Annotated in this window: 23 protein-coding genes and 1 tRNA gene; 5 read left to right on the top strand and 19 right to left on the bottom strand. The window is 37.3% G+C overall.

The features are described 5' to 3' along the window. Positions 1 to 38: 38 nt before the first annotated feature. Together BMY21_RS01830 and BMY21_RS01825 are read left to right on the top strand one after the other, a co-directional pair. Positions 39 to 1331 carry a glucose-1-phosphate adenylyltransferase gene (locus tag BMY21_RS01830; protein ID WP_074640338.1) on the top strand — a complete coding sequence of 431 codons (1293 nt, stop codon included), beginning with the start codon at positions 39 to 41 and terminating at the stop codon, positions 1329 to 1331. Positions 1332 to 1366: 35 nt separating this feature from the next. Next, the gene (locus BMY21_RS01825) at positions 1367 to 1840 is read left to right on the top strand and encodes a hypothetical protein (RefSeq protein WP_143064142.1); all 474 of its coding nucleotides are present in this window, start codon (positions 1367 to 1369) and stop codon (positions 1838 to 1840) included. 170 nt (positions 1841 to 2010) lie between these two features. On the opposite strand, the gene BMY21_RS01820 is transcribed toward BMY21_RS01825, so the two are convergent. The 5 genes from BMY21_RS01820 to BMY21_RS01800 are packed head-to-tail and all read right to left on the bottom strand — an operon-like array spanning position 2011 to position 7424. Continuing rightward, complete coding sequence (locus BMY21_RS01820; protein ID WP_074640334.1) at positions 2011 to 3357, bottom strand: sigma-54-dependent transcriptional regulator; 1347 nt, start codon at positions 3355 to 3357, stop codon at positions 2011 to 2013. A 6-nt stretch (positions 3358 to 3363) separates the two neighbouring features. Next, positions 3364 to 4578, bottom strand: coding sequence for a two-component system sensor histidine kinase NtrB (locus tag BMY21_RS01815; RefSeq protein WP_074640332.1), 1215 nt, complete (start codon positions 4576 to 4578; stop codon positions 3364 to 3366). Then, positions 4563 to 5789 carry a DNA polymerase III delta subunit-related protein gene (locus BMY21_RS01810; protein WP_074640330.1) on the bottom strand — a complete coding sequence of 409 codons (1227 nt, stop codon included), beginning with the start codon at positions 5787 to 5789 and terminating at the stop codon, positions 4563 to 4565. Before BMY21_RS01810 ends, BMY21_RS01815 begins: the two co-directional genes overlap by 16 nt. Beyond that, on the bottom strand, positions 5782 to 6261 hold the full coding sequence (locus BMY21_RS01805; RefSeq protein ID WP_074640329.1) for a CvpA family protein: 480 nt from the start codon (positions 6259 to 6261) through the stop codon (positions 5782 to 5784). Before BMY21_RS01805 ends, BMY21_RS01810 begins: the two co-directional genes overlap by 8 nt. Then, entirely contained in the window at positions 6258 to 7424 is a 1167-nt protein-coding gene (locus tag BMY21_RS01800) for a UDP-N-acetylglucosamine--N-acetylmuramyl-(pentapeptide) pyrophosphoryl-undecaprenol N-acetylglucosamine transferase (protein ID WP_074640327.1), read from the bottom strand. The genes BMY21_RS01805 and BMY21_RS01800 overlap by 4 nt, the downstream gene beginning before the upstream one ends. Before the next feature lie 139 nt (positions 7425 to 7563). On the opposite strand from BMY21_RS01800, the gene BMY21_RS01795 reads away from it, so the two are divergent. Then, positions 7564 to 7636 (top strand) — tRNA-Phe (locus tag BMY21_RS01795). 87 nt (positions 7637 to 7723) lie between these two features. Here BMY21_RS01795 and BMY21_RS01790 read toward each other — a convergent pair. The 5 genes from BMY21_RS01790 to BMY21_RS01770 all read right to left on the bottom strand — a co-directional run bounded on the left by BMY21_RS01790 (position 7724) and on the right by BMY21_RS01770 (position 12573). After that, positions 7724 to 8416 (bottom strand): SDR family NAD(P)-dependent oxidoreductase, encoded by a 693-nt coding sequence (locus BMY21_RS01790; RefSeq protein WP_074640325.1) that lies wholly within the window; start codon positions 8414 to 8416, stop codon positions 7724 to 7726. Positions 8417 to 8427: 11 nt separating this feature from the next. Further along, positions 8428 to 9177, bottom strand: coding sequence for a VUT family protein (locus BMY21_RS01785; protein ID WP_074640323.1), 750 nt, complete (start codon positions 9175 to 9177; stop codon positions 8428 to 8430). Between the two features lie 123 nt (positions 9178 to 9300). Beyond that, entirely contained in the window at positions 9301 to 11115 is a 1815-nt protein-coding gene (locus BMY21_RS01780; RefSeq protein WP_218141020.1) for a bifunctional metallophosphatase/5'-nucleotidase, read from the bottom strand. A gap of 87 nt (positions 11116 to 11202) precedes the next feature. Then, positions 11203 to 11886, bottom strand: coding sequence for a hypothetical protein (locus tag BMY21_RS01775; RefSeq protein WP_074640320.1), 684 nt, complete (start codon positions 11884 to 11886; stop codon positions 11203 to 11205). Positions 11887 to 11913: 27 nt separating this feature from the next. Continuing rightward, positions 11914 to 12573: a hypothetical protein gene (locus tag BMY21_RS01770; RefSeq protein WP_074640318.1), complete on the bottom strand. Its 660-nt coding sequence runs from the start codon at positions 12571 to 12573 to the stop codon at positions 11914 to 11916. Positions 12574 to 12687: 114 nt separating this feature from the next. On the opposite strand from BMY21_RS01770, the gene BMY21_RS01765 reads away from it, so the two are divergent. Next, positions 12688 to 13596: an ankyrin repeat domain-containing protein gene (locus tag BMY21_RS01765; RefSeq protein WP_074640316.1), complete on the top strand. Its 909-nt coding sequence runs from the start codon at positions 12688 to 12690 to the stop codon at positions 13594 to 13596. Positions 13597 to 13801: 205 nt separating this feature from the next. Here the strand turns inward: BMY21_RS01765 and flgE are convergent, their stop codons facing one another. The 5 genes from flgE to BMY21_RS01740 all read right to left on the bottom strand — a co-directional run bounded on the left by flgE (position 13802) and on the right by BMY21_RS01740 (position 19202). Next, positions 13802 to 15193, bottom strand: a complete 1392-nt coding sequence (gene flgE, locus BMY21_RS01760) for a flagellar hook protein FlgE (protein WP_074640315.1) — start codon at positions 15191 to 15193, stop codon at positions 13802 to 13804. A gap of 26 nt (positions 15194 to 15219) precedes the next feature. Further along, positions 15220 to 15684: a flagellar hook assembly protein FlgD gene (gene flgD / locus BMY21_RS01755; RefSeq protein ID WP_422100121.1), complete on the bottom strand. Its 465-nt coding sequence runs from the start codon at positions 15682 to 15684 to the stop codon at positions 15220 to 15222. A gap of 79 nt (positions 15685 to 15763) precedes the next feature. Beyond that, the gene (locus BMY21_RS01750; protein WP_074640311.1) at positions 15764 to 17167 is read right to left on the bottom strand and encodes a flagellar hook-length control protein FliK; all 1404 of its coding nucleotides are present in this window, start codon (positions 17165 to 17167) and stop codon (positions 15764 to 15766) included. A 45-nt stretch (positions 17168 to 17212) separates the two neighbouring features. Continuing rightward, positions 17213 to 17842 (bottom strand): periplasmic-type flagellar collar protein FlbB, encoded by a 630-nt coding sequence (locus BMY21_RS01745; protein WP_074640309.1) that lies wholly within the window; start codon positions 17840 to 17842, stop codon positions 17213 to 17215. A 70-nt stretch (positions 17843 to 17912) separates the two neighbouring features. Then, positions 17913 to 19202 carry a hexokinase family protein gene (locus tag BMY21_RS01740; protein ID WP_074640307.1) on the bottom strand — a complete coding sequence of 430 codons (1290 nt, stop codon included), beginning with the start codon at positions 19200 to 19202 and terminating at the stop codon, positions 17913 to 17915. 138 nt (positions 19203 to 19340) lie between these two features. Here BMY21_RS01740 and BMY21_RS01735 point away from each other — a divergent pair, with 138 nt between their 5' ends. Continuing rightward, positions 19341 to 21371: an ATP-dependent helicase gene (locus BMY21_RS01735; RefSeq protein ID WP_439895602.1), complete on the top strand. Its 2031-nt coding sequence runs from the start codon at positions 19341 to 19343 to the stop codon at positions 21369 to 21371. 91 nt (positions 21372 to 21462) lie between these two features. Here BMY21_RS01735 and BMY21_RS01730 read toward each other — a convergent pair whose 3' ends face one another. From BMY21_RS01730 to BMY21_RS01720, 4 genes are all read right to left on the bottom strand, one after another. Then, positions 21463 to 23115 carry an ABC-F family ATP-binding cassette domain-containing protein gene (locus BMY21_RS01730; protein WP_074640304.1) on the bottom strand — a complete coding sequence of 551 codons (1653 nt, stop codon included), beginning with the start codon at positions 23113 to 23115 and terminating at the stop codon, positions 21463 to 21465. A gap of 15 nt (positions 23116 to 23130) precedes the next feature. Next, entirely contained in the window at positions 23131 to 24807 is a 1677-nt protein-coding gene (locus tag BMY21_RS01725; RefSeq protein ID WP_074640302.1) for a DEAD/DEAH box helicase, read from the bottom strand. Positions 24808 to 24961: 154 nt separating this feature from the next. After that, the gene (locus BMY21_RS15730; protein ID WP_177177692.1) at positions 24962 to 25129 is read right to left on the bottom strand and encodes a hypothetical protein; all 168 of its coding nucleotides are present in this window, start codon (positions 25127 to 25129) and stop codon (positions 24962 to 24964) included. Between the two features lie 102 nt (positions 25130 to 25231). Beyond that, positions 25232 to 26233 carry a hypothetical protein gene (locus tag BMY21_RS01720; protein WP_074640300.1) on the bottom strand — a complete coding sequence of 334 codons (1002 nt, stop codon included), beginning with the start codon at positions 26231 to 26233 and terminating at the stop codon, positions 25232 to 25234. Positions 26234 to 26253 lie beyond the last annotated feature (20 nt).

Raw genomic sequence — 26253 nt, 5'->3', positions numbered from 1 at the left:
AATATTATTTGCAAAATGCATCATCAAAAGGAGTTTCTATGGCAAACACAGAACCACGCGTACTGTCCATCATTCTTGGTGGTGGAAAAGGAACACGTCTTTACCCGCTTACAAAAGAGCGTTCAAAACCAGCCGTTTCATTCGGCGGAAAATACAGAATTGTAGATATCCCTATTTCTAACTGTATTAACTCGGGATACAAGAAGATTTACCTTCTTACTCAGTTCAACTCGGCTTCACTTCATCTTCACATCTCAAATTCTTATAATTTTGACCGTTTCTCTGGCGGATTTGTTGAAATTCTTGCTGCAGAACAGACTCTTGAACATTCAGGCTGGTATGAAGGTACTGCCGATGCCGTTCGTAAGAACTTTATTCACTTTAAGACTCAGAAACCAACTCATTACATAATTCTTTCTGGTGACCAGCTTTATAAGATGGACCTCCGTGCATTTATGGATGCCCACATCAAATCTGGTGCTGAAATCACAATCGCAACTACAGCCGTAAACCGCCACGACGCTTCAGGTTTTGGTATCATGCAGATTGATGACCAGAATCATGTAAAAGCTTTTATGGAAAAGCCAAAGCCAGATCTGAACATTGACGACTGGAAGATTCCTGCAGAAGCACGCGGAAACCTTCCTCCAGAGAAGGAATACCTTGCATCAATGGGTATTTACATCTTCAATGCTGACACAATGGAAGAAATGCTTGGCGGTGAAAACGAAAAATACACAGACTTTGGTAAAGAAATCCTCCCTCTCGCCATCGGTAAGAAGAAAATCAGTTCTTATGTATTCGACGGCTACTGGGAAGACATCGGAACCATCCGCAGCTTCTATGATGCAAATATTGCTTTGTGCGAACCAAATCCAACATTCGACTTCTTTGGACAGACACAGCCAATTTATACACACATGCGCAACCTTCCACCTTCAAAAATCAACAAGGCAGACATCAATGCTTCCCTTATTTCTGAAGGATGTATCATTACAGATGCAAAATTCAATAAATCTGTTGTCGGTGTACGCTCAATCATCAATGAAGGAACTGAATTTAACGGCGTAATCATGATGGGTGCCGATTATTACGACACAGAAGAAGAAAAGGCTGAAAACGAAAAAGCCGGTAAACCAAGTACTGGAATCGGTAAAAACTGTAAAATTGCCAACGCAATCATCGATAAGAACGCAAGAATCGGTGATAACTGTAAAATCGGCGTAAGCGGAAAGAAGTACGAAGACGGCGATCACGGCAGCTTCTACAGTGCAGACGGCATTATTGTTATCCGTAAGGGTGCAGTTATTTCTTCTGGAACAGAAATCTAAAACAGCTGCAAGGCGCGCGCGGAATTATGCCTGATATGTACGACAAGCTGGGCGAAATGCTCAACGAAGCACTTGAATCAGGCGAAATTCCTCAAGAAACAATAAAAACAGACCCTGAACCGGAGGTTAAGTGCTCGCAAAGAGAGCATACAGAAAACGCCTCAGATTCGGGGCCTGATTCTTTTAAAAGCAGTTTTGACAAGCTCAATCCCCGTATTTTTAAGAAAAAGAAGCAGATTCATACCGGCGAAGTAATAAAATTGTATAAATATACATATAATATGCAATTTCCACCACAAATTCAAAACATACTAACCACACTAGATATAGCGTATCCATTTACACAAAAAGATATTACAACTGCATATCATAAAAAGCTTAAAGAAGTGCATCCTGATACACAAAACACTATACAATATTCTCATGATGTGCAAAATATTAGACAGATAAGTATTGATGATATATTGAATTCGTATAAAATTTTATGTGATTTCTTTGGTATAAAGTAGAATGTATAGTAAAATATTTTAGACATTACTTATTGTATGAAATATTATACATATAATTTCTGTATACATATTTATACAATCGGCAAGCACAGCTTGCCTCTGAGCCATTTTTTCGATGAACCTAAAGCAACCCTATCGGCTTGCTTTTTAACGGTTCTTCGATTATAGGCTTATTCAATATTTAACTCTTCCAATTTTCTATGTAAAGTCTTACGGCCAATTCCGAGAATGTCGGCTGTTTTAGATTTGTTTCCTTTGTTAGCTGCAAGGTTTTCCTGGATGATGATCTTCTCTGCTTCGTCCATTGTTATGCCAATAGGAATTGAAATTACCTTTTCTTCTCCTTGAGCTCTGAGAGCTCTTGGTAAATCTTCCATTTTAATTTCATCACCTGTGCACATTACAACTGCACTCTCAACAGCATTCTTAAGTTCACGGATATTTCCAGGCCAGCTGTATTTTATCATTGCAGATTTTGAAGTCTTATCGAAGCCTTTTATATTTTTCTTATTTTCAATATTGAACTCGCGCAAGAAAGCATGCATCAAAAGAGGTATGTCATCCATGCGCTCACGCAGACTTGGCATCTCAATTCGTATTACATTCAAACGATAAAACAAATCCTCTCTGAAGCGGCCGGCCTTAACTTCATCTTCAAGATTTCTGTTTGTTGCTGCAACAACACGAACATCAACTTCAATAGATTTTTCACCGCCAACTCTTTCAAACTTATGTTCCTGAAGTACACGTAAAAGTTTAACCTGAGTTGCAAGATTGACTTCACCAATTTCATCAAGAAAAAGAGTGCCTCCATCGGCAAGTTCAAAACGACCTTTGTGAATTGACTCTGCTCCAGTAAAGGCTCCTTTTTCATATCCAAAAAGTTCACTCTCAATTAAAGTCTCAGAAAGTGCTGCACAATGAACAACAATAAAAGGCTTGTCTGCTCTGTCCGACTGTTCATGAACAGCTTTTGCAACGAGCTCTTTACCGACACCACTCTCTCCTGTAATCAGTACACTCGCTCTAGCCGGAGCTGCTTTTGAAATCATCTGGCGGACTCTGTTTAAAGAGTCGCTCTTTCCGATCATCTCATCTGGACTTTCAGATTTTAAAAGTTTTTCTTTAAGTTCACGATTCTGCTCTGCAAGAATTTTTCCCTGAAGTGCATTTTTTACAATTTTATTTAAGTGGTCCAGGTCAAGTGGCTTAGTCAAAAAATCAAATGCACCAGCCTTCAAAGCTGCGGTTGCATCATCAATACTACCATGACCGGTCAGAACAATAATCGGTATTCCCGGGTAGTCAGTAGTCACCTTCTGCACTACTTCACTGCCGCTGATTCCATCCATTCGAAGATCTGTAATCACAAGATCAATTCCGCCCTGTGCAATTAGCTCAAGACCTTCAGCACCATTGGCAGCCTGCTTTACCTCATAACCTTCCAGTTCAAAATTGTCAGCAAGTCCATTACGAATATTTTCTTCATCATCGATAGTTAAAATAGTCAAAGTGATTTCCTCCTAGCGGCTTTCAGAAGTTAATAGTTTTGTATCTTTCTGCGGAATTGGGAAGGTAATTGTAAAGGCAGTTCCCTCGCCTTCTTTTGAATCAACAATTATTTCACCAGAAAATTCTTTAATAATTTTATACACCATTGTCATTCCAAGACCCGTCCCGTTTGCCTTTGTTGTATAATAAGGCTCAAAGATTTTTGCAAGAGTTTCTTCAGACATTCCACAACCGTTATCAGCAATTGTGATGATGAATTTATTTTCCCGAACAGAATTGGAAATACAGAATTTTGCACCAATTCTGTCACCGATATATTTTGATTTTATTGCAGCCAGAGAATTCTGCGAAATGTTCATTATTACATCACGGAAAAGTTTTTCATCAAGAAGGATTCGTTTTCCGCTTTCAGATGATTTGAAAATTACTTCAATTCCTTCTCTGTTAAATTCTGGCTTAAAGAAAGAAACAAGATTTTCTACTAATTTATCAGGTTCCTTAAGCTGCAGCTGTGCCTTAACAGGACGTACAGCCAGAAGAAAATCCATAACCAGTTTGTTCAAATGTTCAATTTCTTCATTTACTATATCAATATGATCTTCAACAAATTTTGGAGCCGGAAGTTTATCATCATTTTCACGGGCCTTAGCAAGAGCCTTTTGAATCAACTGTATATGAATACTTATTGCACCAAGAGGATTTTTTATTTCATGAGCCATACCTGCTGCAAGATTAGTAAGATTTGCAAGATTTTCCATTCGGTGAAGAAGGATATCCTGATTTTTCTTTTCAGTTATATCGCGGACAAGAATAACCTTTCCGTTTAATTCTCCTTCAGTTATAAGCGGTGAAATTGTAACTGTAAGAAATCGTACAGAACCTCCAGAAGTTACGGTTGAAAAATCTTCTGAACAGTTGGTAGTATTTTTTTCCATACAATTGCGAAGGAAATTAGAGACATCTTCATCTTCAACATATTCCCAGATTGCATTTTCCGTTCCAAGAATATCTTCAAGTCTTTCAGAAAAAGGAAGCCAGCTTTCTGCAATTGTGTTATATCGAAGCAGTCTGTAATCATCATCAATAATTAAAAGACCTGTTGATAGGGATTCCAGAACAGAGAAAAGGTTTTCATTCTCATCAACTACATCTTCAAGAAGAGAAAGCACTTGTTCTTTCGAAAGTTTTTCGGCTTTCTGCTTAACTCGTTTTACATAGCTGCGCAAAATATACCTCCAAACTGATTATTCAACGCAAACATATCTCTTAAAAGTATTTCCAATGCTGAGGCAGGTGACTGATTATACAAAGTAATATTATCGCTGCAGTTTCGCAGTAATTCCATTGCTTTTGCAGCTGCTTCACTACCAGCCTGAGTTTTCAACATAGGACGCATAAAATTTGCAATATTGAGAAGGAATAGTCTGAGTTCAATTCTTGGATAGAACTTTTCACACTTTTTTACAATTTCTTCTATGTTGCAGATCTGGCGGCTTGAAACCGAATTATAAAATATTCTTGCCTGTGCTTTTATTTCAGATGGAGTAACTGGAAGATATGTAAGAAGATAATCATGAAGATTTCCCTTAAAATCATCATTATGGAAAACCCTCTCTATAACTTCCAGCTGCTGATCTTCTGTACGTTCCAGGAAATTATAGGTTCTTACACGCGAAAGAATTGTCTGCATAATAGCATTTCTTTTTGAAGTAAGAAGAATGAAAACAACATCCTCAGGTGGTTCTTCAAGGATTTTGAGCAGAGCATTTCGTACACTGGTCTGCATTCTATCTGCATTTTCAATAATAACAGTTTTACGGCCTTCTTCAGATTTTATATGAGCCCAGCCTTCCATATTTCGAACCTGATTTATTGGAATCGAATCATACAGATATTCATCTTCGAGCTTCATACACTGCTTTGTAATTTCTTCGCATAACTTTTTAACATTACTAACGTCCGGTAGTTCACGAGGAAAATCAAGCTGTTCAAGGCTTTCGTTAATTTCTTCTATAAGGCTTCCGATTTTATTAAGATTTGTATCCCCTTCCCAAAGAATACCATTAAAACGGAGCGTCAGTTTTCTTACACTTCTTAAAAACAGATATCTGGCAGCATCAATATATTTTGCATTTATAAAATGAGCTTCCGTAAAAGTTTTAGCAGCTGCTGAAATCTCCAGAGAACAGTCTCTAGGTCCCATAACCATAAGATTTGAGCATACAAGAGCCTTATGCTGCAAGCAGGATGGACAGGTACACATCCATTTTCCCTGAGGAGCCTCATGACAGGAAAGAATACGCGCTGTCTCAAGTGCAGCAGTGAGTTTTCCGCTGGCTTCCGGACCTGCAAATAAAATTGCACCAGGGAGTCTGTTATATTTTATATCAGCTGCAAGAAGTTTTCCCGCTTCCTGATTAACTAGATTTTCAAACATGAGTTCCTATCTCCTCTTTAGAAGACATAAACAGGCTGGACACGATATTAAAATAAAAGCTTCCATCAAAAATCTTATCTGCATCAAAAAAAGGCTGCGCATTAAACAAAAATATAATAAGTCCAACAACTGCAACCCCTTCAACCATTCCAAAAATAAATCCCAGAGTACGATCGAGGCTTTTTAATATACTCCACTGAAATACCTTAGATATAATCATCTGTATAAGCTTAATTACTAAGAAAGTAACAACAAAAACTAAAAGGAATGCGATTATATTTGCTGCAAACTGAACTTTGATATCCTTAAGTAAACCTGTTGCTATATCTTTATAAAATATATAGCCTAATATGATTCCTGCTATAAAAGCAATTTTTCCAAAGACATTATCAATAAAACCTTTAATAACTCCAGAAATCGCAAATATAAGAATTATTATACTGAAAATCCAGTCAATAACAGTAAAGCTCATTTTTCCTCTCCTATTTTATCAAAAAGAATCTTTGCAATTTTATTTGCAGGGATTTCTCCTTCTGTCAGCTTTTTTAAGGCTTCTGAATATACAATTCTGTTTTCTTTTTCAATCATTTTTGAAAGAGATTCTTTTAGATGTTCAGAATCAGCCTGCTGCCCCAGAAGCACTTCTGCTGCTCCATGAGATTTAAAGAATTCTGCATTATCAACCTGGTCACCTCTTGTACCATTACCACAAAGAGGAACGAGAACCATCGGTTTATGTAATACAGCAGCTTCCCATATTGAGTTTGCCCCTGCCCTGCTTAAAATAACATCTGCACAGGAAACAACATCCGGCATTTCCTTATAAATAAAATTATATGGTTTATATGAATCGCCATATTTTTCAGAAAGAACTGCAGAACGATTGTCATCTGAATTTAATAATCCAGTCTGATGAACTACAACAAAGTTTTCAGTTAGAAAATCAATATTATCGTATACCAGTTCATTTATTTGACGTGCTCCTGAACTGCCTCCAAGCACAAGAAGAACAGGCTTTGATGTTTCTTTTATTCCCAGGAATTCGAGACCTTTTTGGGGATTGGTATTGTAAAAAACAGGACGAATTGGATTACCAGTAACAACAACTCTTTTCTGCTCAGCTACAGACAGTCTTGCTTTTGTTTCATCATAGGAAACGAACATACAGTCAGCAGACTTAAAATTGAGTCTGTTTGCAAGTCCTAAAGTAAAATCGCATTCATGAGTATAAACAGGGATATGAAGCAATCTTGCAGCAAGACATGGTGGAACACTTACAAAACCACCTTTAGAAAAAAGCACAGCTGGTTTGTTTTTTCTAAGTATATGATAAGCTGCAAAAAATCCACCTGCAATTCTGAATAAATCAGAAAAGTTCTTTAAAGAAAAATATCTTCTGAGTTTTCCAGAAGGAATGCCATAAAACTTATCAACAGTTTTATTACCATCAGGACCAGTTGCTTTATCAACAATGTTTTTATCCATTCCTTTTGAACAGCCAATCCAGTTAATTGATATATTGTGATTATTTGATTTCGAAATAGCTTTTAATTCATCTGCAACAGCAAGTCCAGGATAAATATGACCTCCTGTACCACCGCCAGTAAAAAAAACAAGATTTTTATTTAATTTCATAGTGTGTCATTTTAACACAGTATTTGCATTTTTTAAAGTCTGTAATTTGAAATTCATTTAATAATTTTTTTTAAAATTTGCCTTATCAGCTATTGACACAAATGAGCATTTTCTATATATTAAGATACATCAACTGAACGCCGCAGTAGCTCAGTTGGTAGAGCGCCGGACTGAAAATCCGTATGTCGTTGGTTCGATTCCAACCTGTGGCAAAGGCTTCTAACTCTTGTTAGAAGCCTTTTTTTTATGTTCAATTATTTAAAATAAAAAAATAAATAATTTAATTGATTTAAAATATTTTACCAGACAAATAAATCAGCACAGTTTCTTTCGCCACCAGAAATGTCGATAGTCTGGCCGGTACAGAAGGTATTTGTAACAGTCATAAAATACATCCACTGAGCTGCTTCTTCAACAGAGAGCCACTTTTTTAATGGAGTTACATCCATTATTTTCTGCCACAATTCCTGGTTATTCATTACAGTTTCATTTAACTCGGTTTTTACTCCACCAAAGCAAAGTGCATTACATGTAGCTTTATATTCATTGGCAAGACGGATTGCTGTATTTTTCATATACCCTACTACACCGGCTTTAGAAGCTGCATAAGCAGGGAATTCGTTTCCGTGTAAGGCTGATACAGATGCATTAAAAAGAACAGATTTTATTTTAGACTGGAATGCATATTGTTCAGTTACATACATTGTTCCAATTAGATTTGTTGTAATATCGCAGGAAGCTTTCTCCACATCAATTACTGGAGTTTGGATTCCTGCGTTATTTATTAAGATTTCAACATCAGATATTTCGGGGAGAGATGCTTTGTTTGTAATATCGGCAACATAATGAGTGTATCGTTCAAAGCCATCATCAATTTTTTGAATTGTAGATTCCCCAACATCAATTCCAAAAACATCATGACCATTCTGTAAAAATAACAGAGCCGCTGCTTTTCCAATTCCTCTGCTTGTACCGGTAATTACAACTTTCATCACTAACTCCGTTATGCAGTTTGTTTATTTAAATAATCAGAACCAACATTTTCACGTTCCCATTTACATACAACGCGATAGCCGATCCCTGAGAAGAAAATTTCACACAAAAGTTCACCGACTGCACCAATTATCGAACAGATAACTACCTGTATCCAGGTCCAGCCAAAGAAGAATTTAGAAACTACTGTTGCAAAAAGGAAATTATCAACAAACTGAGCAAGCATTGTAGAAATGTATGAACGCAATGCAAAAGCACCAAATCCTTTTTCTGATACATGTTTTCCTATCAAAGAATTCAATAATGCATTAACTATTGAAGAAACTGTAAATGCAAGTGCTGACCCAAGAACAACATACCAGGCACCGCCAAAAGTATTATTCAAAGCAGAGTTTACAGCTATACTTATTTCATTCACTTCTGAAGAATAGAACTCACCCCACTTTCCAGGAGCGAGTGCCAGCAATGCAAAAACTCCGCAGACAGCAAGGTTTATAAGTAATGCAATCAGTGATACCTTAATAGAAGCTTTCGCACCCCAGCGTTTGCAGATTATATCCATACAAAGAAACATAACCCAACTGAAAACAAATCCACAATCAAAAACAATAAACTTATAACTAATAAGCTCTTTATTTGCCATCAGATTTGCGCAAACAACAGAAAGTACGAAAAAACAAACTGTAAGGGAAGGAATACTTCTAAGAAGAAGTTTAGTGTCATCCAGTTCAGTCTTGAACCAGGAAGAGATTTTATTCATGTTAACCTCGATAAGAATTTTAATTTATATCGCGCAGGAGTGTTATGAGGAATCATAAACTGCACGGACTAACGTCGAGAGTAATATAGCAATTTTAAGTTTATTACGCAAGTATAAGAAAAATTAAGCCTTCTTATTCCTTTTCTTTCGCTTAATACAAAGTAATACAATTCCGGCAATAACTACTATAAGTCCAAAAATCAAACAGTAAACAATTTTTGCAAACTTACTTGGCTTTTTGAGAATCTTAAAGATGTTTCTGCTCGGAACTTCTTTATAAGCAGCTTCTAAAATTCCAGAATAATCGCCAATATCACCTGTCATCTTTACACCGGTAGCAATTGCTGCCCAGGCCTTAAATTCTGTTGTACCGGGAAAAATTGAAGTTCTTATGATATTATCTTCCAGATTTTCAACTATTGTACCATCAGCGTTTTTAGGAATTAAACTTAAAAGTCCATAACTTAAATCATTTACACTTCCAAGCATTCTTCCTGTGTAGATATCAGAAACTACTCTATATAATTTATCATCCTGAACTTCTTCTTTTGTTCCATCATCCTTAATAAGATATACTTTTGTTACCTTATCAAGAACAAGTCTATGAGGATTATATTCATAAGTGATTCCAGAAAAATAAAGATTTAATAGAGAGAAACCTAAAGTTGAGCCCATTGATAAATCTATTTCACAGGCATTCTTGAATTCACGGCCACTCAAATAAACACTTACAAGCGGATAGCCGGCAATCTCATCAGGACCAATTCCAAGACTGAATGAATTAAATACATCTTTAGTAGTTACATTACCTTTTACAAGATCCTCTCGGGCAACACCAGTTGGGACAACGGCTAAATCTATATGTTTTCCAAAGCCAGTTTTTTCTGCATTTGGATTTGTGATTTCATATTCTGCAACTGCCTTTCTATACATATCCGAAATGATATGGCCCATTTCCGGATGAGAATAGTTAGTGTAAGCCTTTCCTAAAACTTCATTTGTTTCAAAACCAAACTTACTCAAATATTCTTCATCTATATCTTTTTTGAAGGACTCTAATTTAGCAGCTATAACTGAATCGGGTTCAACGCCTTCAGTTGGAATAATCTCATATCGTGCCATTTCCCATCGGCCGTTCTTATTTTGTTTCATTGAAAGAGAGCCGATGTTCTGTGCAAATTCACCGCAGCTTACAATGTAAGTATTTCCATGCTGTATTGGTTTCTCAAGAATAGTATGAGTGTGTCCGCTTATAATAAGATCGATATCTGGAACTTTTTTTGCCAGCTGTTCATCTTCACTTTTTTTGATTTTCTTATCTGTACCACTATGACTTATACAGACAATCATATCAGGCTTTTCTTTTTGTTTAATCTGAGCAACAACCTTTGCAGCCTGCTCATATTGATTAAAGAATGTAAGTTTACAAGTTGGCGCACAGAACAGAGAGTTTTCACCAAATAAACCAAACACTGCAATTCGAACTCCATTTTTTTCGAATACAGTATAATCCTTCGCTCCGTAAGCATCATAAGCACGCTTTACAGTTTTTGTATAATCATCATCTTTTGACCAGTCAACATTACAAAGCAAAAACTCTGGGAGTCTCTCGCCACTTAATCGTGCCGCATCAAGCATACCGGCAACGCCAGTGTCCATACAGTCAAATTCATGATTTCCCATTGTTGTAGCATCAAAGCCTGCAAGTCCTAATATTCTTAATTCAGCAGCTTTTGATGCATAAACAGTTTGATATAAAGTTCCCTGAGAAAAATCACCAGCATCCAGGAGAAGTGTTTCAGGATTTAAAGCCTTCTGTCTGTTTATTAAAGTTTTTGCCTGCGCAATTCTGTCCAGAAAGGAATGTACATCATGAGTAAACATTACATCTACAGTCTTTGATTCTTGAGCCATTAAAGGACAAAGGCTAAAACTCATCACAATAAAATAACTAATTATTCTTCTTATAAATAGATTTCTCATGTCTTCATTATAACCTTTTATTATTCAGAAGACTACATCTATTTATTTTTTTCCTGTCAACATTCTGTAAAACCAGTTTTGAATTTCAACTACCCTTAAGGTAACTGAGGTTTCAACAAGGTTCTTAATTATTTTATGTTCTAGCGGAGAATAGGAACATTGTACAAGAGCATAAACACTGACAGTCTCATCATTTTCCTGCATAAAAACAAATATTTCTGCTTCCCGTTTTTTTATTCCTCTTACAAAAATATTATCCGGTTTTTTATTTATGATTGCATTTATTGCATAAATATTTCCGTTGTTTTTATAAGTATCAATTGCCACATCAAAATTAAGTCCACCTGCAGCCCTATCCTTCACATATAAAAGCCCTTCATTCTGATTAAAAACAGCCTGCTTAAATAATGCCTTTCGTTCCCGGCTTTTTTCATCTATAAAACTAACACCAAAGCATTCTTTATCAAGTCCACCCATCTGATCCAGTTTCTTAATAATCTGTTCACAGGTATATCCATTAGCTTCTTTTTTTGGAATAACTAAATTAGTCTGAACACAATATCTGATATCATAATTTCCGGTTAATTTATCAGTATATGTTTTCTTATATTTTGATTCTGGAAAAAGACTGTAATCAGCCTTATACGAATGAGAAATTGTTCTATCAAAAGAAAATAAACCTGTAAAAAGATTTAGAGTAATAAATAATAAAATAAACTTTTTCATAATAATATTTTTAATTATATAATTTTTTTAAGGTAAAATCATTAACTCTGTAATTGTTTCTGTATCTGTAGCTCTTATCCTGAAACATTCGTCTATTGAACTTATCTGGCTAAGGATCTTCTTAATCATAATTATACCAAGTCCTGCACCTTCAGTTTGATCAATAGAATTCATAAAAATATCTTCTGATGACTTATTTTCAGACATTGAAAGTCGCTTATTTATTCTAGAAATTTCTTCTTTAGATATAACTGAATTGTTTCGCGCTGTTATATATAAACAATTATTTTCAACATTAAAAGAAAGCTTTACATATAAACCAAGTTTATTGATTTCTTCAACAAATTTAGCATCTCTAATATTACTTAATCCCTGTTCCTTAAAATGCTTCATTCCAGATTCATAATCATCATGATTATTTATATTCAGATTATGAGTAATAAAATAAGCTCTCTTAATATTTGCCTTTACTGAATTTGAAATAATCTCTTCCATACAAAGGCCTAATAAATTGTAATATTTTTCCAGATGAATCTGTTTTAAATATTCATTTGTAATCTTTTTAATAAACTCTCTGCTTTCAGCACCAGGGCTAGTCAGAGTATATTCAAATGGAACATGATTTGAAATACATGCTATAACAGATGAGAAATCTGGAACCGTTGTATTTGTAGATGAAACTCTCATGTATATAATATAATTATAAGTTATAAATTCCATATTGTAAAAGAAAAAAAAAGAATTATTCGATTTATCATTTTTCTTGTGTTATGAGTTTTTGTACCTTATAATTAAATAACTATGAAATGGCTGGTCATATCTGATGATGAAATTCTCTCTGATAAAATAAATACTTTTATTTCTGAGCAGAATAAGAAAAATAAAGTATTCTGTGCCCCAATTACAGATGAATCACTTAAGAAATATAAAAAAATATTCAGAGATCTTTCTGCATGTATTATTTTTACTAAAGATCCGAAATCTATATCTCCTTCGGTTGGTGCAGGACTGAGTGCAGTCTTTGGATTTTTTGCAGCTGAAAATATTCCGGTAATTACAAACAATAATTTTATTCTTGAAAATTATCTTTTTGGAAAAGAAATTGGAATTGGCGGAAAAGATGCAGATGATTTGTATAAAGTTCTAACTAAGAAATACAATAATCTTGCTGAAGAAGCTAACATGCGAATTGCAAAGAAAAAGCTGTTAAATAGAGGAATTCCATATACTTCTGATTGTTTTGGAACTTATATTGCAAAAAACAAGCCTGAAATTGTTCATGAATTTCTTGAAGCCGGCATGAGTATAAATTCCCGCGATGACCTTGGAACTCCAATGCTTAACATTGCATGCCGCAATGACAATTTCGAATTTGTACAGATGATTTATGATCTTGGTGCAGAACTGAATGCTGTTTCAGAAGACCGCGGTTATACCGCTGTAATGGATGCAGTATGGCGTGGAAACGAAAAGATTACAAAGTATCTGATTTCAAAAGGTGCTGATCTTAATACAATCAACAAGGAAGGCCAGAATAATCTGATTCTTGCAGTTGGAGCAAACAGAGAATCTCTCGTAAAGCTTCTAGCAGAAAACGGCGCAGATCCTGATGTAAAAGATATGATGGGTATGAGTGCCTATAATTATGCGGTACTTTTCAAAAAAGAAAGACTTGTAGAAATCTTAAAGCCTTTCCATAAAGAGATATAGGTTATAGGTGTCAGGTTCCAGGTTATAGGAGGGGAAAGTCTTCCCCTACGCCCGCACTTTGTTGCGGGCTACCCTTTCTCCTAAGGGGCTAAGCCCCTTAAAATCCCCATGCTTTTCAGTAAAAAAAATCCCGGCAGATTGATGGATTATCTACCGGGATTAATTATTTTATATTTAAATTCTAGAACCTAAAACCTAGAACCTATTACCTCTTAAGGCTCAATACTGTTTCAAGCAGTGTATCTGCTGTCTGAATTGTCTTAGCGTTAGACTGGAACCCACGCTGTGTTACGATCATGTCTGTCATCTGTTCAGAAAGGTCAACGTTTGACATTTCCAAAGCACCAGCCATCAAAGTACCCTTACCTGCAACTCCTGATTCACCGATACGAGCCATACCAGAGTTGTTAGATTCTACATAAGTGTTGTCTCCGGCCTTTTCAAGACCGCGGTCGTTGGCAAAACTTGCAAGAGCAATCTGACCAATTGTGCGGTTTGTACCGTTTGAGTATACACCAGTGATAATTCCGCTTGAGTCAATCTTGAAGTTATCAAGATAACCCATTGTGTATCCGTCCTGATAGAAAGCCTTTGTAGTAGACTTAGAAGCAGACTGTGTAATTGTATCCTTGAAAGACCCGATTGTTCCAAGATTGATGTTCATTGTCTGGCGGTAAGGATTTCCTTCTGCGTCAGGATTTGATTCAGCTACTGCAAAAGAAGTCTGAATTACAATCTGTCCTTCAAGATTTGATTCTCTTCCAGAAGAGTCTGTTACAGACTGAAGAGCACCGTAGTTATCAAAGTTTACAAGGAAAGTATTTCCGACACCGTCAGTTGTTCCAAGACCTACACGAGTCTGTGTATAATCTGCATTATCAGCATCTACAAGAACTGTAGCCTCCCACTGATTTGGATTACCAACTACACGGCGGAAAGAAACTGAAAGAAGGTGTTCGTTACCAAAGCTGTCGTAAATCTTCTGTTCAGTTCCCCATGTTCCTTTATAGATATCATCTGCACTTGCACCTTCAAGAATCTCTGGAGTATTCTTGTTAAGGTTACATGCGAAGTTTACATTTGTTGTTTCCTTAGCAGGATCCTTAGAACCTACAGGAATAATAAGGTCTTCTGGAGTTGCAGCTGTAGAAACAAGCATCTGGCCGTTTACTTCATCTGCCATCCATCCCTGAACACGCATACCGTTTGCAGGGTTTACAAGAGTACCATCACGGTCAAGACCGAATGCACCGTTTCTTGTATAGAATGATTCTTCACCACTTTTAAGAAGGAAGAATCCGTTACCCTGGATTGCGATATCAGTTGAAACTCCTGTTGACTGAAGGTTACCCTGTGTAAAGATATTATCAATTGAGGCAACAGTCATACCAAGTCCAACTTCTTTAGGGTTTACACCACCAAGCTCGTCAGTAGGTTTAGCTGCACCACTCATCTGCTGGCTGATCATATCCTGGAAGTTTACGCGGCCACGTTTAAAGCCGTTTGTATTAACGTTGGAAATGTTGTTACCAATTACGTCCATTCGTGTCTGGTGATTCTGAAGTCCTGAAACTCCAGAATAAAGTGATCTCATCATATGCTATTCCCTTCCTTCCTACCCGATTAGTCAGCGTAAATCGCCTTAATTTTATCCATGCTGTAATACATGCCTTTTACAAGAACCTGTGGATTTTCCCCGCGGGTTGCCCCTTCCACAACTCCCTGAACGGATGTATCACCTATATCCAATTCAACTGTCTTACCTAATGTGGCAGCAGCTTCTGAGCTGTTGATAAAGGCTGCCATTCTCGAAAAGGATGAACTCATGTTTGTCATCTGTTCCAGAGAACTGAACTGAGCCATCTGGGAAATAAACTCTGTATTTTCCATAGGGCTAGTCGGATCCTGGTTCTGCAGCTGGGTAATAAGCAGCTTCAGAAAATCATCCTTTCCCAATTCATTGGAAGTTTTTCTTCCTTCCACAACGAGCGTTTTGTTGTAGTTGTTTACTGCATTTTCAACTGCAAACTGTTCGCTCGCACTCATTTGAGTGTTAATGCTGTTTTGTGTGTTAAGTAGTTCCATCATTCTCCTCAATCACTTTTTATGTTATTTCAGAAATCAGCCACCACACTGATTTCTGAACCGCCTTTTTTATATCGTCAGCTTACGCTACGATGTTTACAGAATAATTCGAAATATCTACTGCATTTTCAAAGATGTCGTCCAATTCAGCGCTAAGCCCCTCTGCTGAATTTCCATACAATCTTTGTGCAAAAATATTTCTTCCATCATCCTGACCATTAAATCCCATATTCTGATTTGCCATAGAACCATTATTCATGGCAACATCAAAGCTGGCTGCATCAAAACCACTCTTAATGAAAGCTTCGCGCAGTGTCTCAGAATTATCCTTGAAAACCTGAAGAGCTTCTTTAGTAGCTACAGTAATATGACCGCTCAATGTTTTTCCATCCAGAGAAAGATGAATCTTTACATTTCCAAGATCATCCGGATGTAATACAAGATTTATTGTTCCCTGATTATTGTCTTTAAGAACTAAGTTTCCAGCTTTTACAAATTCAGGAGCAACATTCTGAAGCTGATTTGAAAGCATTGCCTGGAAGTTTGAACCATTTGAAGCAGCTGTCTGAGTATTCAATGAAAGAACATCTGCTTCTGCATTTGGATTCAATTCAACAGACATTACTGCTGTGTTTTCATTTGCAAGTTTTATTTCAGAAGTTTTAAGAGCGGATTTTTTAGTATTATCAGTTTCTGCAACTTCTTTTGTACGCTGATCTTCAACTGTAATTTTTCCGTCTTTATCAAGAGTAAACTGATTTTTTGTCTTATCCTGATTACCTGAAAAATCAAATTCTGTATCTGAACTGCTTTCTTCTGTCTGAATATTATTCAATGCCAGCTGTGCAGAAGAATCTGTATTTATAGCGTTTTCAGAAACTTCAATTTCATTATCAGAAAGCTTTATTTCTTTTTCATCTGATTTAATTGAGTTCTGTACAGCCCCTGCGAGTTTTGCAGAATTATCTTCTGATTCAGCAGTTTTTGCTATTTCTTCAAAACGAGAAAAGTCCTTATCAGAAAGCTTTTTATTCTTTGAATCCTTAGTATCCTTTGAATCTGCCTTTCCAGTTTTCTTATCTTCTACAGATTTTTTTGCCTCTGTTTCAGAATTATTAACGGATTTTCCCTTAGAATCTGTTTTTTCAGATATTTTATTATCCTTATTTTCATCAGATTCAGTTTTTTCTACAGTCTTTTCCGATACTTTTTCAGATTCATTCTGATCTTTTACCTGATTATCAGAAGTTTTCTCAGATTTTTCTGTGTTTTCAGCTTTTTCTGAATCAGAAATTTTTGAAGTCTGGTCTTCTGATTGAACAGTTTTTGTTTCTGTTTTAGATACATCTTCGCTGTTATAAGCTGCAAGATAATCTGCAAAAGATACAGAAGTCTGTTTCGGAGAATCTTTAACTGTATTAGATAACTGTAAGTCCTGAAGTTGAGAAGGATTTACGATGATATCTGTGATTGCCTGATATGACACTTGGCAAATCTCCTTAATGCGTTGAAGATTTGCCATTACTGAATGCTAGTCCAGGGACTCCGGCTTACTTATCATCTTCCGCTGTATTTCTGCAGCCCGGTCAGACGGCATTAAGGAAAGCCAGTACGAACCCATAGATGAAGAACCTTCAGCGGCTGCAATCTCCTCGACCTTGCGAAGGACGTCAATTACAGTCTGATCATCCATCGCAACAAGAATGTTAACCGCTGCTTCAGGTCTCATACCATTCAGATTTTTAGCAATCTGTTCAACGTTTATATTCTTATCATCGTATTTTTTTACTTTGAGGTTAAATGTTTTTTCTCTTTCTTCCTGATTTTTTTCACGCTCAGCAAGCTCTGCACTTACCTGTTCATTCTGTTTTTCAGCTGCTTCTACATCAGATTCGCGTTTATCAAGCTCTTCTTTAAAAATATCAAGAGCTTCGCGCTGTTTTCTGAGTCTGTCTTCATCAAGATTTGCAACGAGGGGACGTGATTGTGTTGTAGTTGTAGAGGTCTGTGGATTTTTCTTCAGAATCTTATATACAGGTGAAAAAACTGATTTTACATGAACGACACCAAGATAATCGAACCATAAAAGCCCACCAGCCAGAAGAATGAGAATGATAATTAAAAGTACAAAAGTTTTTCCTAAAGACTTTTTGAAAGACATAATTTCCCCTCAAATGGCAGTCCGAAGACTGTCATTAAATTATATCACATAAAGTTTAATCAATCAAACTTTAATCTATAAGACCTGAAATAGCTGCACCTAAAGTAATATCGTTATCACAAGATACGATATTCCAGTAAATACCAAGCTGGCGAGTAAGAACTTCATCAAGATAGCCGTATACTCGTTCACGAACCTTATATGTCTTAAAGAATGTTGTTCCGTCACAAAGAATACAGATTGGCTTAGAAGAATTCTTACCTTCTCCAGTTTTTACAGCACATGCTGTAAGAATTGCAGCAGAATAACGGGCAGAACGCTCAGCAATTGCATCCAGAATCTGGAACATCTTATCTACATCTTCTTCAGTTGCAACTTCGGCAGCGATTTTTCCAAGTACACAAGATTTATCATATGGATGATGAAGGAACTTATCCATTTCAATAAGAGTAAGAGTCTCAAGACCATTGATTGCTGCAGCAGTTTTTTCTGTGAAAAGACCATCTTTAGCAGCAGCCTTGAGTGCAAACCATGAAACTGGTCCAAGATAAGCACCAGAACAAAGCTTTTCAAGGTAGAATGTACCAGGTTTTACAGTAGTCCTATCAAAATCAACATCAAAATCAGAACGATTTACTTTAAGGAACTTACCGCTCTCACAAACTACTATCTGCTTTTTGATATTGCAGCAGTCACAGTCAGGCTGAATATAAGCAGCGTTCATACCAGTTCCAAGGATGAAACCGATGTTTGAAGAATATTTATCACCATCTTCTGCGCAGGCAGCACCAGCAAGCAATGCAGCAACAGTATCGTTACAGAGTGTAATGCGTTTAATTGAATTCCAGCCATGAGCAGAAAGAGCTTCCTTAAGGCAGGCACCAACTTTAGAACCTACAACTTCCGGAGCTTTTACTTCCTTTGAGAAACCAAGAAGAATACCGTCGCCATCTTCCTGAATTTCCATTGGGTATGAGAAACAGAATCCGATTCTGTCTGATTTATTTTTCAAGTGTTCAAGATTATTTGCAATCTGTTCAAAGAAGTCTTTACGAGAAAGCTCTTTTTCTACACCTGGCATACGGGTCTTTTCCATATCAGAAATAGATGGAACACCAGCATCATCAAAAGTAACAAGGCATGAACGGAAGTTTGTTCCGCCAGCATCAATAACGATTACAGACTTGCCTTTTGCAGAAGCTGCAGGAGGATTACAGAAAGTACGGATCATATCCTGATCTGCGCCGTCCTTGCGCAAGCCCTTTTTCATATCGTCCAGAATTGCCTGAGCGACAGTTAATACATCAACATGATTTACAAAATTATGTGCAGAAAGAAATGCACTTACCTGATTATTCATAATAGTTTTTTCCTGTATGTTGTTTTTTGTTGCATATATTATACAAGGAATTCCCTATAATAGCAAATACATCTGATGGTCGAATGCCGTACTTGACCCGACAATAGTATCTGCGTATTATAAAACCCTATGCTTGATTTGGAAGCCTTGAAAAATGAACTTAATCCTCAGCAGTACCGCGCTGTAACAACAACAGAAGGAGCAATCCTTATTATCGCAGGAGCCGGAAGCGGAAAAACCCGTGTAATCACATTCCGAATTGCTCACATGCTCGATAAAGGTATTCCACAAAGCTCAATACTTGCCCTCACCTTTACAAATAAAGCTGCAAAGGAAATGGCAGACCGAATCAAAACTCTTACAGAGAAAAAACTTCAGAATCTTACTGTTTCAACTTTCCATGCTTTTGGAGTAAAGATTCTTCGACAGGATATAGACAAACTAGGCTGGCGGGAAAACTTTTCAATTTATGATGAAACAGACCGTGTAGCTCTTATTAAGGAATGTGGCCGCGAGCTTAAATTTTCACCGGAAGCAATGGATATTTACACAATCGGAAACCTGATTTCAAATATCAAAACAGGACGCAAGAACTGGGAAACTGCAAACGATATGTACAAGCCTCTTTACGAGCTTTATCAGGAAGGGCTTAAACTTTATAACGCAGTTGATTTTGATGACCTCATTGTTCTTCCGATTAAACTTTTTAAGGAATATCCGGAAGTTCTTGCCCGCTACCGTGAGCGCTATAAATACATTATGGTTGATGAGTTTCAGGACACAAGCCATCAGCAGTACGAAATGATGCATCTTCTTGCAGATAAAAATGTTGCTGTCGTTGGTGATGATGACCAGAGTATTTACAGCTGGCGTGGTGCCGACTATCAGAATATTGTTAATTTTGAAAAAGATTTTGATGTAACAGAAATCCGCCTCGAACAGAATTACCGTTCAACAGGAACAATTCTGGAAGCTGCAAACGGTGTAATTGCCCACAACACAAACCGTAAGGATAAAAAGCTGTGGAGCGGTAAAGGTGTCGGTAAGCCGATTGAACTTTTTATGCCACAAAATGAGACTGATGAAGCAGACTTTATTGCTGAATCTATTCTTGGAATCGCAGTTGAAGAAAAACGCAAGTACGATGATTTTGGCGTTCTTATGCGTGCTAATACTCAAAGCCGCTACATAGAAGAAGCATTCCTGCATAACAATATTCCGTACACAATGAGTGGTGGAACTTCCTTCTTTGAACGTAAAGAAATCAAAGATGTAATCAGTTATCTCCGTGTTATTTCAAATCATGATGATGATATAAATCTACTGCGAATTATAAATACACCGCGACGTGGAATTGGACGTGCAGCAATTCAACTTATGAATGAAGCTGCGGAACTTAACGGTTGTACGCTTTGGAACGCGATTGATTATTTGATTCACGCAGAAGCTTCAACAGCGAGTGACACTCTTAAAGAAGATCTTCAGAACTTTGTTGATATTATTGAAGAAAACCGACAGAAACTTCTGAGTGGACGTGGCCTTGCAAATAAAGTTCGCCAGTTTGTAGATGATATTGATTACAAGAGTTACCTTATTTCTGAATATCCAAAAAGTGAAAAGGCTGTTTCTTATAAATTAAAAAATATCGAAGAGTTTACACAGTTTATTGATACCTGGGAAAATGATCCGGACAACAATAATCCTAATCTGTATAATTACTTAAATCGTATTACTCTTGCCAGTCATGATAATGGGGATGATGAAGCAAATAAAGGAAAAGTCAACTTGATGACCATTCATGCCTCAAAGGGTCTGGAATTTCCAGTTGTTTTCATAGCCGGTGTAGAAGAAGGTTTGATTCCTCATGCACGTTCTGTTGAAGAAAATAATGGTGATGTTGAAGAAGAACGAAGATTATTTTATGTTGCAATTACCAGAGCAAGAGAAAAACTAGTTATGACTTCCTGTCAGAAAAGGAAAAGACGCCAGTTCCGAACTGATGATACTGGCTCAGGAAGCCCCTTTGATTATACAGAAGTTACACCAAGCCGCTTCCTCGACGAAATCCCTGCCAACCTCGTAGAATACCACGAACCAAAGCAGATTACCGAGGAAGAAACCGGTGCGATGTTCTCCGACTTCTTAGGACAATTAAAAGCCAAAATGTAGGCAACAATCGAAGAACCGTTAAAAAGCAAGCCGAAAGGGTTGCTTTAGGTTCATCGAAAGAATGCCTCAGAGGCAAGCTATGCTTGCCGACTTACACTCTATATTTAATCTTCTTTCCAGTTCCTTCGTACAACTTAGCACGAAGTTCACTAACCTGTGGGTCTGTGATGTAATCATCAAAGCTCATCATGCGGTCAATAATTCCGTTAGGAGTAATTTCTACGATGCGGTTAGCAACAGACTGAATGAACTCGTGGTCGTGAGAGCTGAAAAGCAGAACACCAGGGAATGCAATCAAACCTTCGTTCAAAGACTGAATAGCTTCAAGGTCAAGGTGGTTTGTAGGATCATCCATAGTGATACAGTTTGCACCGCTGAGCATCATCTTAGAAAGCATACAGCGAACCTTTTCACCTCCGGAAAGAACCTTTACCTTCTTCAAAGATTCATCACCGCTGAAAAGCATACGTCCAAGGAAGCCGCGAACGTATGCGTCGTCCTGTTCCTTAGAGTACTGCTTAAGCCATTCAGTAATATTCATATCATTATTGAAGTTTTCTGAGTTGTCACGTGGCAAGTAAGTCTGAGAAGTTGTCTGTCCCCAGAAGAACTCACCTGAATCAGGCTTTCTTACACCGTTTACAATATCAAAAAGTGCTGTTACCGAGTTATGCTCAATACCAACAAAAGCAATCTTGTCTGTGCGGTTTACTGTAAGGCTGAAGTTCTTCAAAAGCTCAGTTCCATCGGCATCCTTAAGACAAAGGTTCTTACACTCAAGAACGTTGTTACCAATTTCGCGGTCTGCCTTAAAGTTTACATATGGGAACTTACGAGTTGAAATTGGGATTTCTTCGAGAGAATCTGCCAATTTGTCGTAAATCTTTTTACGGCTTGTAGCCTGCTTAGCCTTAGAAGCGTTAGAAGAGAAGCGGAGAATGAACTCACGAAGGTCCTTCATCTTTTCTTCAGTCTTCTTCTGCTGGTCGTGAGCCTGACGCTGCATAACCTGAGTCATCTGATACCAGAAGTCATAGTTACCGCTGAACTGAGTAATCTTACCGTAGTCGATATCGCAGATGAATGTACAAACTGTATTCAAGAAGTGACGGTCGTGCGATACAACAATTACTGTATTTTCAAAATCCAGAAGGAAGTTTTCAAGCCATGTGATTGATTCAATATCCAAACCGTTTGTAGGCTCATCGAGAATCAATGCATCAGGGTTACCGTAGATTGCCTGTGCAAGAAGTACTCGAACCTTCTGCGATTCGTCGAGTTCACTCATCATCTTGTCATGGTGTTCTTCTTCAAGACCAAGACCTGAGAGCATCTGCTCAATCTGATTTTCTGCTTCGTATCCACCGAGTTCTCCAAACTCAGCCTCAAGCTCTGCAGACTTAATTCCGTCTTCTTCAGTAAAATCTGCCTTTGCGTAAATCTCATCACGAGCCTTTGAAACCTCATACAAACGAGGAAAGCCCATCATAACAGTATCTTTTACTGAATATTCATCAAAAGCAAAGTGGTCCTGCTTCAAAACAGCCATACGCTCGCCCGGAGTCATAAAGATTTCTCCGGAATCCTTTTCGAGCTCTCCACTAAGCAGCTTTAAGAAAGTAGATTTACCGGCACCATTTGCACCGGTAATTCCATAACAGTTTCCTTTATTAAACTTAAGGTTTACGTCCTTAAAAAGCGGTTTTTCACTGAACGAAACACTAACATCACTAACTGTAATCATTTATTATCCCCTCAATTATCTACCAAAGAAGCTCTTTACTTTCTGCCAGAATGACTTCTTCTCAGGAGCAGCTTTCTGCTGTGGACGGTTATTGTTATAAGATTTGTTGTATGGCTTTTTACCGTTCTTCTTGTAATCGCCTTTCTTATAATCACCCTTCTTATATCCGCCCTTCTTGTAGATGTCTTTTGCACCTTTTGAAACAGATCCAGAAGCATAAGCATCCTTATACATCTTCATGCGCTCTTCGTATGAAAGACCAGCGAGTTTAGCAGGATCGATGTAAGGCTTCTTTCCGCGCTTTTCGAAATCACGACCTTTTCCACCTTTCTTGTAGCCGTCTTTCTTATATCCGTCATGGCGGCGGTCATCACGCTTGTCATCGCGACCGTGTCCGTTACGTTTTCCGTGTCCACGCCCATCGCGGTCATCACGACGTCTGTTATGAATATCGCCGTCCTTACCCTTACGGTAACCACCGCGGTTATCATAATCATCGTCCCCACGCCAGTTTTCAGTCTTAATATACATACCGGCAGATTTATCTTCTTCCATCTGATCTGGATAAGCTACAGTTGCTGGAATAGACATTTCGATATAGCGCTCAATAGCTGGAAGGTTATAAACATCCTGTTCAGAACAGAAAGTATATGCTTTACCAGATTTACCGGCACGAGCTGTACGACCAATACGGTGTACATAGTTTTCAGCTTCAACAGGAAGGTCGTAGTTGATTACCATAGCAAGGTCATCTACGTCGATACCGCGGGCAGCAACATCAGTTGCTACGAGAATCTTAATTTCTCCAGCCTTGAACTTTTTGAGGATTGCAAGACGCTTAGACTGAGGAAGATCTCCAATCATAAACTCAGCCTGAATCTCATTGATTACAAGACGCTTTGCAATTACTTCACAGCTGCGCTTTGTGTTACAGAAGATGATTGCTGATTCTGGATTTTCATGCTTAAGGATTCCAACAAGGAGCTTCATTTTTTCATCAGATGAAACATGAAGAAGTTCCTGCTGAATTTCGCTTACTGTAATGTTTTCAGCTTCAATTGTGATTTCCACAGGATCACGTGTATATTCCCATGCAAGATTCTTTACATATGTGTTAAGAGTTGCAGAGAAAAGCATAGTCTGACGAGTTTCTGCTTCTGGAAGCTTCTTCAAAATCTTACGAAGATCATCGTAAAATCCCATATCAAACATGCGGTCTGCTTCATCAATTACGCAGAAATGTGAATTGCTGAGGTCGAGATTTCCACCCTCATTCAAATCAATTACGCGACCAGGAGTACCAATTACAATATCCACACCTTTTTTAAGAGTGGCAATCTGCTTTTCGTAACCAACACCACCGTAAACAGAGAAAGCCTTAAGTCCGCTTGTTCCAACAAGTACCTTTGCTTCCTCTTCAATCTGAACTGCAAGCTCACGTGTAGGAGCAAGAATCAAACATTTTTTTCCTGCATTTTCAGCCTTAACCATCTCTCCGATTACTGCTACGAGATATGCGCAGGTTTTTCCAGTTCCAGTCTGAGACTGAACGTACAAATCAGGGCCCTTTGTTCCCTCTGCTGCTTTAGAAGCCTTAATAACCTGTTCCTGAACCGGAGTACATGTAACATAACCGGCGGCTTCAATTCCCTTCAAAAGTCTTTCATCAAGACCAAACTCTGTAAAATCCATAAGATTCCTTTACTGACCACACAGGGTCACACAAATATATTTTTACCGCACGCACACACAGGCCGTGGGATAAATGCAAATTTTTGAGATTATTATTATAATGTTTTTTGGAGATTATGTATATATAAGTAGATAGTTACAATAAATCGCTGATTTAGTGAGCGCGAGGTGAAACTCTGCTTTTTACAGGTTCCTTTTGTTCTTTGTAATAGGAATCTATCAGCTTATCAAGTTTTTCCTGAGAAATAAGTTTAACAGGAGGACGAACTTTTCTTTCTGTTATGAGACTTTCCAAAATTTCCCTAATCTGCTGATTATCCATACTACTTTATATATATCGTCAATAAATTACGCATTCTTTACTATATGTAAAAGAAGTACTTGAACTAAGGGGAAAGACGAATCCCCCTTAAATCCGCTTTATTTACTCTTTAGCAGCTGCCACAGAAGTTTTTTTATCCAGAGATACTCCAAAAACAAATAACGCAATACCAAGAACAGCACTTATAATTCCATAAATCTTCATCTGAGAAAGAAGTTTAGCAACAATACTCCAGATTCCTTCGTACACTCCTCCTGGAAGTTGATTTTGAGAGATAACTGTCTTCAGAATTCCAGGAAGAATACCGCTGCCAGCAATAGCAATTATGAAAAGAATCAGACCATCAATAAAGCATGGTAAAAATACATATTTTAACCAGACGAAAATATTACGGTTAATCAAAAATAGTATTAAAGCTAAAACGACACAAACACAAATACAAAGAAGATAGAATTTCAACGAAAGCAGTAAATCGAGTTTTTTCAAATACGAAAGAGTTTCAGCATTTTCTGCTTTTACCTGATCAAGACTTTCTTCCAGCTGAACTTTTGCTTCTGCAACACTGTTTGTAACAGCTTCCTTCATTCCAGTTCTATCAACAACTTCTCCTGTATGCTCTTCATACATATCAATTGACTTGTTCAATACATTCAAAATATCATCAGGATTTATATTGAGTTCTTGTGTTGTACCTGTCATATAATCAACGATTTCACCAACATACTTGTCTACAAATTCTGATATATCAGGAGAAGCAAGAACCTCTGCTACAAACTCAGGCTCAACTTCAATGCCGGCAGCTTCCAGATATGTCTCAACAATTGCATTTACGTCCATATTGGTCATATCAATTGAACTTAAATCAACACTGCTGAAATCAAATTCCCCATAATCTTCATAACCTGCAAGCATATAGTGAATATCTTCCGGATGAAAAAGTCCATCTTCTGCAACAGGAGCAGCAGCAACCGGCTTCATCATTTCGCTAAGCATTTTTGTAATTGAAGAATAACTGAAATTAAAACGTACTACAGAAAGCAGTAAAGTAAATAAAAGACACACAGCAAAAAGAATGCTGAGCAATACTGAAAAGAATTTCTTCATTAAACCTCTCTCCTTAAAAC

This window comes from Treponema bryantii (assembly GCF_900111035.1).
Taxonomy (GTDB): Bacteria; Spirochaetota; Spirochaetia; order Treponematales; family Treponemataceae; genus Treponema_D; species Treponema_D bryantii_C.
Note: the sequence above shows the minus strand (reverse complement) of the source record. Positions and strands in the feature narration are given on the sequence as shown.